The sequence below is a fragment of the Sphingobium indicum BiD32 genome (assembly GCF_000382885.1).
Classification (GTDB): Bacteria; Pseudomonadota; Alphaproteobacteria; order Sphingomonadales; family Sphingomonadaceae; genus Sphingobium; species Sphingobium japonicum_C.
This window is the reverse complement of record NZ_CAVK010000193.1, coordinates 1-12633: the sequence shown is the minus strand read 5'-3', so window position 1 is coordinate 12633 and position 12633 is coordinate 1. Positions and strand designations below refer to the sequence as shown.

General features: G+C 59.6%; 8 protein-coding genes and 1 pseudogene. 6 read left to right on the top strand and 3 right to left on the bottom strand.

Going from position 1 to position 12633, the window contains the following annotated elements; translation table 11 throughout:
• Positions 1-115: 115 nt before the first annotated feature.
• The 3 genes from EBBID32_RS18130 to EBBID32_RS18120 form a co-directional block, all read right to left on the bottom strand.
• A complete protein-coding gene (locus tag EBBID32_RS18130) occupies positions 116-868 on the bottom strand; it encodes a hypothetical protein (RefSeq protein WP_037491723.1) in 753 nt (250 codons plus the stop codon).
• A gap of 95 nt (positions 869-963) precedes the next feature.
• A complete protein-coding gene (locus EBBID32_RS18125; protein ID WP_006963167.1) occupies positions 964-2286 on the bottom strand; it encodes an acetyl-CoA hydrolase/transferase family protein in 1323 nt (440 codons plus the stop codon).
• A 225-nt stretch (positions 2287-2511) separates the two neighbouring features.
• Positions 2512-3687 carry a hypothetical protein gene (locus EBBID32_RS18120; RefSeq protein WP_006963164.1) on the bottom strand — a complete coding sequence of 392 codons (1176 nt, stop codon included), beginning with the start codon at positions 3685-3687 and terminating at the stop codon, positions 2512-2514.
• Between the two features lie 307 nt (positions 3688-3994).
• Here EBBID32_RS18120 and EBBID32_RS18115 point away from each other — a divergent pair, with 307 nt between their 5' ends.
• From EBBID32_RS18115 to EBBID32_RS25015, 6 genes and pseudogenes are all read left to right on the top strand, one after another.
• Positions 3995-6016, top strand: a complete 2022-nt coding sequence (locus EBBID32_RS18115; protein WP_006963162.1) for an outer membrane protein assembly factor BamB family protein — start codon at positions 3995-3997, stop codon at positions 6014-6016.
• A gap of 26 nt (positions 6017-6042) precedes the next feature.
• Positions 6043-7644, top strand: coding sequence for a nuclear transport factor 2 family protein (locus EBBID32_RS18105; protein ID WP_006963160.1), 1602 nt, complete (start codon positions 6043-6045; stop codon positions 7642-7644).
• A gap of 259 nt (positions 7645-7903) precedes the next feature.
• Entirely contained in the window at positions 7904-8788 is an 885-nt protein-coding gene (locus EBBID32_RS18100; protein WP_006963159.1) for an FAD binding domain-containing protein, read from the top strand.
• Positions 8789-8792: 4 nt separating this feature from the next.
• Entirely contained in the window at positions 8793-9353 is a 561-nt protein-coding gene (locus EBBID32_RS18095) for a (2Fe-2S)-binding protein (protein WP_006963157.1), read from the top strand.
• Entirely contained in the window at positions 9350-12175 is a 2826-nt protein-coding gene (locus EBBID32_RS18090) for a xanthine dehydrogenase family protein molybdopterin-binding subunit (RefSeq protein ID WP_051093381.1), read from the top strand. Before EBBID32_RS18095 ends, EBBID32_RS18090 begins: the two co-directional genes overlap by 4 nt.
• Positions 12147-12417, top strand: a pseudogene (locus tag EBBID32_RS25015) (transposase); the annotation flags it as partial. The gene EBBID32_RS18090 and the pseudogene EBBID32_RS25015, both read left to right, overlap by 29 nt.
• Positions 12418-12633: the final 216 nt, after the last annotated feature.

Sequence of the window (12633 nt, the reverse complement as noted above, 5' to 3'; positions counted from 1 at the left end):
CGGATGGCTACCTGAATCACATCGCCATCAGCCAATCAATGGGTCCTGAGCCTGGTGACTGGAGGCTCGGCCTGCGCCGTCTTACATTGCAGGCGCGATCAGGAGGCTGGGTGCTTCAAGCCTGCGAGGCAGGTGCGTTCACCCAAGCGCTCGACATGTTGTAGTCTTCAGCCTCACGCTTGCCTTCGAGGTAATCTTGCAAGACGCTGTAAGCATCGGCATTGTCAGCCAGAAGGTCCTGAATGCCCCAATGGGCCTGGATTGTCCGCAAGAGCCCAATACGCCAGGTGACAAAGGAAATGAACTCCACTGCGGTCTTGACGTTCCATCGCGCGGCAAGGGCGTCGAACATTTCCTTGGTCAATCCACCGGTTGCCGTCGCCCTGACAAATTCGAACAGTTGCTTGTCTTCTGAGGAAATGTCGTCAATCCGCTCCTCAAGAATGGCTTTGATGTCCTTAGGGGCAATGCCGGAGCTGACGGCCCAAGTGATCCAGATCGGGCTGAGCGGGATCTTGCCGGTTCTTGCATTGGTGAGCAGCGGAACGAGGGCAAGTAGTCCAATGTCGCGATCCCGGTTTGAGAAACTGCCTCTCACCTCGGAGGTCTGGTAGAAGTCCCCGAAGCTGGACCAGATCTGCGCGAGCTTCGGACTCTGGAGCAAAACCTGGAAGAGGGGTGTCATGCGATATTCGGTGCCGTCCTTGAATGACTCAAAGAAGCGCCCGGAACGCTCCGCAACCCGGCGGAAGGCTTCTCGCTCTTCTTCGTCAAGGGTTTCCGGGTCAGGAAGCGGGAATGATGAGTGAGATAGCTCCTCCATGGTTTTGCCTGGGAGTATGCGCCGCTTGTTCTCAGAATCAGCCATTTGAATTTCCTCTTCCGTAGTTTATTTGGGCAAGCCGCCTTCTAATGCTTGTTGAGCGAGGCAGGCCGCCAATCGGGGCGAGCGAAGCGCCGTTATCAGAGCAGCGTCGAAGCCGCCTTCCTGAGTTCAGGGCGATGATCTGGATGGGCAATTTCAATGAGTGCACTAGCCCGCTCGCGCATTGTCTTGCCCACCAAATCGGCAACGCCGAATTCGGTCACGATCGTATCGGCGAGATCCCATGGGACGGTAACCATTTGCCCTTGGGGGTGCTCTGATACGATGCGAGAGATTGAACCGTCCGAGGTGGTAGAGGGAAGAACGGTGATGGCCCGGCCACCCTTGGACATGCAGGCACCCAAGTGGTAAGCGAGTTGCCCGCCTGATCCACCGAATAGTTTAGGCCCCATGCTGACGACGTTTATTTGGCCTCTTAGATCAACGGATAGCGCATTGTTAATCGAAACCATGTTGTCGTTCCTGCTTATGAGGGCAGGATTTAACATATGGTCGAAGTCGTAGAATTCGAACATTGGATTGTCCGAAATGTATGTGTATTCTTCGGGGCTTCCGCCTGCGCCCACGGTGACAATCTTATTGGGATGAAGCGTGGCATATTTAGAGTTTATGACACCCTTCTTTACAAGATCTATAATTCCGGCGCCCGCCATCTCCGCGAAGTAACCCAAGTCTTCTTTGTCATCGAACGCGCCAGCCAGAGCCAGCATGTTGCTGGTGCTGCCCATGCCAACCTGGATGGTGTCGCGATCGCGGATCAGAGTGGATACATGGCCTGCGACAGCCTTCACGAGTGGAGACACGGTCAGTGGGCCCCTTACGGGGGGGGGCTCATCTTCGGCAAAGAAGTAATCGATCTCGGATACGTGGATCCAGGTATCCCCAAACGTCCTGGGCAAATGCCTGTTGATTCCTGCGATGTTTAACTTGGAACTCCTCATGCCCATTCGGAGATCCCATAGGTGACTGCCTGCGCAGCAAAAGCCCTGCTCGTTCGGCGGTGAAACCGTAAGCCAGCAGTAGTCGTAAGCGGCGCTGCCTGGACGCCTCTGATCGAACGCGCGATTGACGTCACCAAAGCCGATGACGGTGAAATCGGTCCACCCGCCTTCAACCGCATGACGGTTTTCAGCACCGACCATCGTCACATTACCGCGGATCATGGGAGCCCATTCGGGTTCGAAAATCCCGAAATTGTTCATGACGCGTAGGCTGCGCAATTCGACATCGCGCAACTCGGTCGCTCGGCCGATCAACGAAGCCATCAGGCTGGGAGGCTCGTGTTGCGTTACCAGGTAGATGCGATCCCCTGACGACACCATTCCGGCCGCCTGTTCGACGGTTATGAAATTCTTGTCGAAGTGCGACCTCCAATTTGCATTAAGCTGCCGTTCTCGCATGATCCTCACTCAATTGTCCCGGCCCGGGATCGTGTTATGTCGCGCGCATGCCTACCTACCCCATCGGCATGACTTCTCCAGTGTGAACCGCGCTCACAGATCCGCAATCTGTTACCGGACGGTGCTCTTGCAGCGAGATCTCCACGCGAGCGATCTGAATTTCTGCGGAAGACCTTGCCGCAACTCAACTGGCATTATCGCGCCCGATGTAACCGGTTCGCCCGGTCATTGGACCTGTCTGTCGATAGGAGATCTCGCCCCACCCGTCGAATTGGCGCGCCCGAGGCTGTCCGCATTCACGTACCCGATACATTGACTTCGGACCGAACCCAGCCACAGGCCGCGCCGAGTCCTGAGCCCGATTGTGGCGGTGCCGAAAGATGCCATCGCATTCGCCCTGTAGATCGTCTTGGCGGACAATGATCCGGGATCGACCTCCGCAACAGCATAGGCGGTCGGGCATTGCGAACCGTTTGATTTGGTGCAGGCGAATACCTCACGGGGATCGGCCACATCCTGACCGGTGGCCACCAGCTTCCCGTCGAATGACCAGCGAAGATTGTCTGGCATGAAGTCCACGTGGACTGAACGGTTGTCGCCAGCCCCATTCTTTAGCGCGACGCGGACAATCCGCCGGTCGGACCAGGAATTCACAAAGACCCACTTGTCATCCGCCGATAGCTCCAAGCCGTTGTTTCCGTTCAGTTCGCTGTTTGCCAGCTTGGCCCAGCCGTCGCGCCGGTTCCACGTGAACAATGCGCCTTGAGAGGCCTTGAACTTGATCTCACCGGGGCGTTCCGGCCTGTCGCTGGACGCGGCCTTCGACAAGCTGGCCATCGAAAGCAAGGGGCGATCTGCCACCGTAAAAGCAGATAACACAACGGTTCCGTCCTTGGTCGCCGCAATGGAATTGCCCATGGCATTGGGTGGTGTCGCGATGCAACCAATCCACCTGAAGTTCGGCTTGCCTTTGGAAAGGGCGATCCTGAACACTTCGACGGATTCCCGGCCACCATGATTCATCACGAAAAGGTCGTAGGTTCCATTCGAGCCTGGACGAAGGCCCATGCCGTGCGCTGAAAACTCATTGGCGCCGGGTGGGGCGGGGCAACGATTATATCGCGCGATCGGGCGCAGCCGAGGCGAAAGGTCAAGGCGAACGGTTTCCGCAGTCATCCTGCGCTCGTTGATGAGGTGTAGTGCACCTCCTTGAAAGAAGGAGTCGCCGACGCCGCTTCCCACAATCCAATCAGTGCCCGGCAGGGCAACCATGTCCTCGACATTTTCGGCACCGCAAATAAGGTGAATGTCATTTTCGTTGCCGGATGCCAACGAGGCGCCCCCGATGAGGATGGAAACGGAAGCAAGTTTGACTGTCTTTGCGACTATATTCGTGGCCATAATTCACCCACTTGGGAGTTGATGTCTCGTTGCGGGAAGGGCCCAGCGCCAGCGCGTCTTGGTCCGGGCACCGGCAAGGTGAGCGGTGGCACCGCCCATGCAGGCCCCTCGGCCGAGGACCGGACTGCAAGTCTTCGCCGATAGCCGCTGAAGCGATCCCGGGGCTGACCGCAAGGAATTCGCGCCGAGCGTAGAGTTTCCATGCCCCGAGACTTGTCTGAACCGGGATTGATAATACCTATCGAAGGGCAGGTGGCTTGCCAATCGAGATGCGGAAGTGCCAGTGCAAATCTGAGAGGTGCCATAAATGCAGTCCCCGCGTGTCTGGATTATTGCTTGGTTGGGCGGGGCGCTAGCCCTCGCCCCTGCCGCCGCCGCTTTGCGATCTGACCAAACATCAGATGAGTCTTCATTTACGGCCGTCTATGCTGCGAAATGCAGAGTCTGTCACGGCGGCAACCTTCAGGGATCCGGCGCTCCTGCCCTGTTAGGTGAAGCCTTCGTGAAAAAGTGGCGGGCACTGGGAGCGGATGGACTTGCCGAGTTTATCCGGAAATCCATGCCCCCCGGAGCCGCCGTCCAGATGGAGGCGGCTGAGGCGCAAGGGCTGGCACGTTTTCTGTTGGCTCAGAACGATATTAAGGCGCCCGAGGGCGAAGAAAAGGCATCCGTAGCTGCGACGCCCCAGGCAATAGATGAAATTTCCGCGGCGGAGCGGAACCGGCTCGCTGCAATCGGGCGGAACCTCAAGCCCGTCACCGATGCAATGCTGAGGCAACCCGCCGGGGACGACTGGCTGGTGTGGCGAGGTAATACCAATGCGACTGGCTATAGCCAACTAGCGCAGATCAACGGGTCGAACGTCTCGCAAATGCGATTGGTCTGGAGCAAGTCGCTCGGTCCCGGGGCGAACGGCGTCGGGCCCCTTGAGCATGATGGTGTTATCTTCATTCATGCTGGCGGCCTCGTCAGCGCGCTCGATGCGCTCACTGGCGACACGATCTGGACCATGCAGAGGGCAGCCCCGCCGCGTCGGTTGACCCAGCCGCGAGGCCTCGCCCTTTATCAGAAGGCCTTGTACGCGAGCACCGTAGACAATCATGTTCTCGCGCTGGATGCCGGAACCGGAGCGGTGCTCTGGGATACATTCCTTGGTGAGAAGGGGGTCGCCACAGCAGCACCGCTGGTCGCGAATGGACGCGTCTTCCAAGGGGTGGCGAATTGCGCGCGCTCCGGGCTCCGCTGCTACATGGCAGCCCTTGATGCGAAGACCGGAGCCGAACTGTGGCGGTTCTACACTGTTCCAGACAATCATGACCCGGCTGCGGGAAGCTGGGGTGTGCCGACAGGGGAGCGTAACGGTGCGGGCGTGTGGACGGCTCCAAGCTACCGATATGAGACGGATCAGGTCATATTCGGCACGGGGAATACCTATGCGGTAAGCGCCATCCTGCGCGCAAACCCAAAGAAGCCTGCGGCTGCTCTCTACTCAAACACCACGTTGAGCCTCGACGCCAAGACAGGCAAGATCAAGTGGCATTTTCAGCATGTCGCGGGCGACGTGTGGGATGAAGACTGGGCGTTTGAGCGCATGCTTGTGACTGACCCGAAGAACAGCAGTCGGCAAATAGCACTTACCATGGGCAAGCTCGGAATTGTCGATGCAGTCGACCAAGGTACCGGGAAGTATCTCTGGTCCTATGACTATGGGATTCAGGACCTGATCACGAGGATCGACCCACAGACTGGCTGGAAGACGTTAGATGTCCGCAAAATTCCTTCTTCCGAGGCTCTGACGAAGGCCTGTCCATTCGCGGGCGGGGTGCGCAACTGGCCGTCAACGGCTTACGATCCTGTCCGCAAGCTGCTGTTCGTCCCCGCTCTTGATAGTTGCATGGAGTTGAAGGTCGATCCATCCAATCCGGTTGGCGGCGTTTGGAATGTTGTCCCCCGACCTGGTGCGGGGAACTTGTACGGGCGGGTGACCGCGATTGATCTGGCGACAGGGAAGAAGGCCTGGGATATCTCGCAGCGGTCGCCTCTAGCCTCGGCCACACTGGCAACTGGCGGCGGGCTCTTGTTCGTCGGTTCGCGCGATCGGTGGTTCAGGGCGCTCGATAGCGGCACGGGACGGACACTCTGGCAAACTCGGCTTTCCGACACGCCTACCGGCTTTCCGATCACCTACGCAGTTAGCGGCCGGCAATTCGTTGCGATTGTTACTGGTGGGGGCACCTATCTCGATACGTTCGTGTCCCATCTTACGCCGGAGATCGAAGCGTCGAAGGGGGACCCGACGTTGTGGGTGTTTGAAGTGCCCCAGCCTTAGGTTGCTCAGTTTTGGGAGATATTTTCGTGGCGCTTGCTACGGTACAAGACCTTCTCGACGAACGGGAAATCGCGGAGCAGTTGGTCAACTACTGTCGCGGCGTAGATCGGCTCGATCGCGACCTTTTGGCTTCCGTCTGGCATGCCGACGGCACCGTCGCGGTCGGTGCGGACGGTCTGCCCCGGCCGATCGGCTACGCCATCGAGGATATAGTTCGCCAGCATGAGTCTTTGACTTTCCATCATCATAATCTTGCCGATCCTCTGATCCGGATTGCCGGCGACCGCGCAGTCAGCGAGGCCAACGTTGTCGTGATCCGGCGCAAGGCTATCCAAGGAAGTGGGGCGAACGAGAGCAACGGCGCGGAAGGGCCTTGGCGTGATGAGCATGTGCGGATTCGCTTTCTTGACCAATGGTCGCGGCGTGATGGCCGGTGGGCCATCGACCACCACAGGATCATCCCGGTGGTGGCCTGGGAACAGCTTTCCGCGGGCCTGACTGGTGGCGTTTCGCGGCGCGACCGAACCGATCCGGTCTATGCCCATCTGCACAGCCTGGGTGGCGAGGGGGTCTTTGCTACCCGCGCGAATGACATTTCCGAATTGCGCGCAGAGCGGGATATCCGCCGCCAGCTTGCGACTTACTCACGCGGAGTCGACCGCTTCGACCCGGACATCTGGAAGTCGTTCTGGCATGCGGATGCCACGTTGCGCTATGAAGCCGTTGCGCTTGAAGCTGTTGCGCACGACATTGCCCTCATGATGACTCTGGGCCATTATCCGTGGGCCGCGCACCAGCACCAGAGCATGCGGGCCGCGATTCGCGTTTGCGGCGATCAGGCGGTGAGCGAGACGATGAATTTTTCCATGTTGCACGGCTACGCGGACCATGCCGGCGACGCAGTCCAGGATCACTTCCGCGGTCGTTATCTCGACACCTGGGAACGGCGCGAAGGCAAGTGGGCGATCAAGCAGCGCTTCACGCCACGCGGAGCGGTGTGGCAGCAGGCCGTGAAGAGCGAGATGGGCCAGTTCATGCGCCGTGACCGTTCGGATCCATCGTATGCGCTGTTCGCCTCTCTCGAAAAGGCCGAAGCGGATGACCTGACCCTTCTCGCAGACGAACAGGCGATCAAGGCGTGTATGCGGGTTGCCTGCTGTGCGCTCGACCGGCTTGATGCAGCGCTGTTGCAGTCGGTATGGTGGCCGGGCGCGAGGCTAGTGGATCGCACCCATAACATCGATGGCGATGCGGACGCGGTGAATGAACAGCTTCTGGGTAAACTGGCCGCCATGGGGGGCAGCGTGCATCTTATCACGCTGACGGCCATCGATATCAACGATGATCGCGCAATGAGCGAAACCTACTTCGAGAACAGCTTGGTCCAGCAACGCAGCGCTTGTGGGGTCACTGCCCATCGCCACGTACGAGGGCGTTATCTCGATCGCTGGTCAAAGCGAGACGGCCGCTGGGGCCTCGATCATCGCGAGATCATTCAGGATTTCGCCTGGGAACAAGAAACTGGCGATCAAGATTTCACCCATAGCCCTGAGCGACTGGCGAACGACCCGTTCGACCAATTGTTTGTCGGAGAATTCTCGCTCACCGGGGGCGTACCAATCGGTTGAGGGCACGCGAAGCTGCGTTCATACATCCGCACGTGGGCTCGCTGCCCAATTTGTCAATTCTGGAACTCATGAGCATGACACAACTCCCCTGCAAACACCGACGTGACGCCAAGAGCATTGGTCGTAAGCGTCCTGTGTCACTTTGCTTGCCTGCGGCTTGGCAAGTAGCCAATCATGGGAGGGGCGCGTCACATGCTATCCGCACCTCGCTCAACCGGCATTTCTATCCGCGCGTAGACTCCATCCAGGGAGGCGAGTGATGGTACAGTTGGCGCCTGTTGAGACCTATCATGCCCCGGTCAGTTTGACGGAATGCCTCGAGTGCCTTGCGGGCGGAGAGGATAATATGGTTCTATTGGCTGGCGGCCTGGCAATCATGCCGCTGCTCAAGAACCGGTCATTGCGGCCGAATGTGCTGGTGGACCTTTCTGGTGTTGCCGAATTGCGCCGCCGCGAAATCGAGGCTGACGGCACGCTGGTGCTGGGAGCGATGCGTCGGCACCGCGAGGTCTATGACGACCCGTTGGTCAGGACGAGGTGGTCTGCCCTGGCAGACGCGACATCGGCGATCGGCGATCTCCAGGTCCAGAATCGCGGAACGATCGGTGGCAACGTTGTTTTCGGAACAGTTCTGACCGACCTGAAGCAGGTTGCGATGTGTCTCGATGCGAGCCTGCGCATTGTCGGCCGCGCGGGCAATCGCAAAGTGTCCGCCAGGGATGCATTCGGAGATGCGGCGCATGCTCTGCTGGCGCCCGACGAGCTGCTGGAGAGCATGGCCTTTCCCGCCCCGCCGCCGGGTTCGGGCAGCGCGTACCGGAAATTCGGGATCACAACCAACGGGCGACCCGTGATCGGGGTTGCGGCATCCCTGACAATCGGCGCCGATGGCATCTGCACCGGGGCCAGCATTGTCATCGGCGGCTTGGTGCCTGCACCATGCGATGCCCGCATCGCGGCACAGGTGCTGATCGGCCAGTCGGTGGACCACGAGGTCATCGCCCACGCCGCAAAGGCCGCTGCCGAGGAAATCAAACCGCAGTCCGATGGTCGCGCCTCCGCAGCCTATCGCCGGCAGCTAGTCCGCGCGATCGGGCAGGACGCTCTCAACGACGCATGGCAGCGGGCAATCGGGACCAGCTAAGAATATGGAAAAGACAATTTCGGTGACCGTCAACGGACGTGTCCAGCGCAAGACTGTTCCGATCAGAATGCTTCTGGTCGATTTCCTCCGGGACGAACTCGGTCTTACCGGGACGCACGTCGGCTGCACCTACGAAGGACGCTGCGGAGCTTGCACGGTCGTATTGGACGGGAACGCGACCAAGTCGTGCATGGTCCTCGCGGTGCAGGCCGATGGGCACCGGGTTGTGACCGTCGAAGGCCTGGAAGAATTCGCGAACGCCCCTGGCGAGTTGCACCCGATCCAGAACGGCTTCTGGGAACGCCATGGATTGCAGTGCGGCTATTGTACGCCAGGAATGATGATGACGATCTTCGACATCCTGGCAACCAACGTGCGTGAAGGTTCGCCGGAACTCACTGACGAGGCGATCCGGCAGTCGCTGGTGGGCAATATATGCCGATGCACCGGATACAGTCACATCGTCGAGGCGGTGCAATCGGCAGCCGCCCAGCTGCGCGGCATGGATCCCGAGGAGCGGGCGGCCTGGTTTGACACTGCGAAGCTTGAGGGAACCCGCTCGTGACAACCATTAACGCGGAGTCTGAAGCCTTGGCTGTTTCGTGGGTCGGCCGTCCGATCAAGCGCAAGGAGGATCTGCGCCTCATCCGAGGGCGAGGCCAATACCTGGCTGACATCAAACTGCCGGGCATGGTCCATGCCTTCTTCGTGCGCAGCAAGCACGCCCATGCACGGCTGAAGTCGGTCGATGTCAGCCGTGCATTGAGTGTGCCGGGTGTCGTGGCCGCCTATAGCGGGGCCGATCTGCTCAAGCTCGGGATGCGCGAACTGCTCATCCCCGAGCTGGTCAACGAATTGCCAGGTACGCTCCGGCTGCCCCCATCGTGGCCACTGGCGGTCGATAAGGTGGTGTTCCACGGAGAACCGATTGCGGTGATCCTCGCTGAGACCAAGTATGTTCTCGAGGACGCCGCCGAGCTTGTCGTCATCGACTACGAACCGCTGCCCGTGATCACCTCGGTCGAGCAGGCGATGGCCGACGATTCGCCGCGTGTCTATGAATCCTGGCCGGACAACGTGATCTACCGGGAAAAGATGGGTGGGGATGCCACGGATGCCTTCGCCAAGGCAGACATCATCATCACGGAACGGTTCGAGGTACCTCGAACCGGGGCTAGCCCGATGGAATGCCGCGGCGTTCTGACCCAGTGGGATGATCATTCGGGGCTGACCCACTGGACGACGACACAACGGCCGCACCTCCTGCGGCAGGCGATCTCCCAGGTGCTGGACTGGCCGGAGCAGATGGTCCGGGTAATAGCACCGAAGGACCAAGGCGGATCGTTCGGAACCAAGGCACCGCACTCGCGCGAGGATTTTATCCTCGCCTTGGTGGCCCGGGATATCATGCGTCCGGTCCGCTGGGTCGAATCGCGCGAGGAAAGTTTCCGGGCAGGCGTCGGCCAGGAACGCGCGCAGATCCACGAGATCCAGATAGCTGCGCGCAGCGATGGGAAGATCCTGGCCCTTCGTGACCGCTGCATCACTGACATCGGCCACGGGCAACAGCCTGTCTTCATGGGCGTCATGTACCCGCGCGCCGGCTGTTTCATGATCACGAGCTTCTACGACATCCCCCAGGCCGAAATCGAGATTGTTTGTGTTGTCACCAACAAGCCGTGCCTGACGCCGTCGCGGGCGTTTGGCTCGTTCCCGGTGCGCCTGGCTATGGATGGCGCCATTAACCGCCTCGCCCGCGAGCTCGATCTCGATCCGCTGGAGGTGGTCCGCAAGAATCTAGTGACCGTGTTTCCCTATGTCACCGCGACTGGGAATTTCCTCGACAGTGGCGATTTTGTGGGCGGTTTCGACAAGCTGGTGGAAACCATCGATGTCGCCTCAGTTCGCGAATTGCAGGCGAAGCTCCGTGAACAGGGGCGCTTCATCGGTCTCGGCTTCGGCGGCGAGACTGAGCGCTCCGGTGTATCGTCAAAGGCCTATGTTCCCCGTCAACGCAAGCCGGGATACGGTGTGGCGACGGTCAAGGTACTCAATTCCGGCAAGATCCACGTGCTGGTGGGTGATCCTCCGTCGGGCCAGAGCCATGAAACGGTCATTTCGCAAGTTCTTGCAGATGAATTCGGCGTTACGCCCGACGATGTCAGGCTCGACTATGGCGATACGCTTAGCACGCCTTACGGCATGGGCAACGTCGGCAATCGCATGGCTTCCTACACCGTCAGCGCGGCTGTGCTGGCGGCGCGCGAACTAAAGAAGAAGATAGGCCTGGTCGCCGCACACGACCTTGGCATCGATGCCTCACCTGACGAGTTCACCTTCGAGAATGGGGAGATCGTCTGGGTTAAGGACCGGGAAATCCGGACCCAGCTACGCGCCGTCGCCGTCCACCTAATCGAATGCCCGATCCAGCTCCCGCAGGGAACCGAGCCGGGGCTTGAGCACACGGCATATTTCGAACCCCAGAATGTCCCCAACATGACCGGGGCGAGTTTCCACTGTGCCGTCGTCGAGGTGATGCCTGAGACCGGTGTTATCAAGATTCTGCGCTACGTTGTGGTCGACGATTGCGGCACGCCAATCAATCCGCTGGTTGTCGAGGGGCAGGTCCAGGGCGGCGTCGTGATGGGCATCGGCAACACCGTTTTCGAGGAGTATGTCTACAACGAGCGCGGTGAGCTCCAGAATACCACTCTTGAAGGCTACATGATGCCGTGCGCGGCCGATGTGCCGCACGTCGAAACTTACGATCACAGCGTCCCTACGCCAAACAATCCACTGGGCACCAAAGGCAAGGGGGAAGGCGCTCCGGCTCCTGTATCCGGCGCACTGGTCAATGCAGTGGAAGATGCGCTGCGTCCGTTCGGGGTCAGCATTACCACGCTGCCCTTGAAGCCCGAGCGGGTTAGGGCAGCAATTGCTGCAGTGGTTTCTCCCGAGGCAGAGGCTGAACCGGCGGATTGGGTGGAACCCATCGTCCGTGAGTTCGCCGGAGAAGGGGAAGGCTATGACGTCCTCGCCGAAATGTACCGGTTCTACGATGGGATCCAGATTTCGCTGCAGCCGACCTGGCACCCCTATGTCGGGCAGATTCGCGGCTGGTTGAGGGATTTCGGGCAGATGCTTGACCGTGCCGCCGCATCCCCGGCCGTGGTCGATGTGCTCGCACAGATGTTCAACGGAGAGCGGGAATTCGCGTTTCAGTCCGATCTGGATCCCGGCCTTGCCGCACAGTGGGATCGACTCCGGAACCTGCCCCGCCCCGACGGCGGTCATGCCTATCTCGATTACATTCTCCCAGCGCTGGATTCGCATGAAATGCTTTTGGTCGCCTGCAGCAATGTGCCCTTCGAGGGCGAGACCAAATGAATGCGAGCGGCAGAACATCGCAGTATTGAAGGAGCAGGAGGCCGGGATGGCGACAGCAGATGTGTGCCGCCGTCACGGGATCAACTCAGCGACGTTCTGCAAGTAGAAGGCCAAATATGGGGCCTGAAGGTTTCCGATCCGGGGCGGCTGCGGTCGCTGTAGGAGGCGCCCGGCTGACGCTTCTCTTGGCTGACGAAATGCTCGATAACGCCATGCTCAAGGAGATCAGCGCAAAAAATGTATGGTCCGCCCCGCGTTCACAAGAGCTTTCGGCGATCTGACGATGGACAGTTTGCGTAAATGTATCCGGCCTCTCGCGAGTGGGTTGCTGTTGCAACCAGGCCTTGATGAGATCCGCGCACGCCGTTCCCGCTAGAGTATCCGTGATGATCAAGCCTGAGATTGCTGCCAGCATCGGTCGGTCTTGAGCAAGGCATTTGCGGTCACGACGAGCTTTC

What these genes read in the sequence shown, in the direction of transcription:
- EBBID32_RS18095 (WP_006963157.1), top strand. Translation starts at nt 8,793, where the DNA reads ATGGAAAAGACAATTTCGGTGACCGTCAACGGACGTGTCCAGCGCAAG.
- EBBID32_RS18125 (WP_006963167.1), bottom strand. Translation starts at nt 2,286, where the DNA reads ATGCGAGAACGGCAGCTTAATGCAAATTGGAGGTCGCACTTCGACAAG.
- EBBID32_RS18115 (WP_006963162.1), top strand. Translation starts at nt 3,995, where the DNA reads ATGCAGTCCCCGCGTGTCTGGATTATTGCTTGGTTGGGCGGGGCGCTA.
- EBBID32_RS18130 (WP_037491723.1), bottom strand. Translation starts at nt 868, where the DNA reads ATGGCTGATTCTGAGAACAAGCGGCGCATACTCCCAGGCAAAACCATG.
- EBBID32_RS18120 (WP_006963164.1), bottom strand. Translation starts at nt 3,687, where the DNA reads ATGGCCACGAATATAGTCGCAAAGACAGTCAAACTTGCTTCCGTTTCC.
- EBBID32_RS18100 (WP_006963159.1), top strand. Translation starts at nt 7,904, where the DNA reads ATGGTACAGTTGGCGCCTGTTGAGACCTATCATGCCCCGGTCAGTTTG.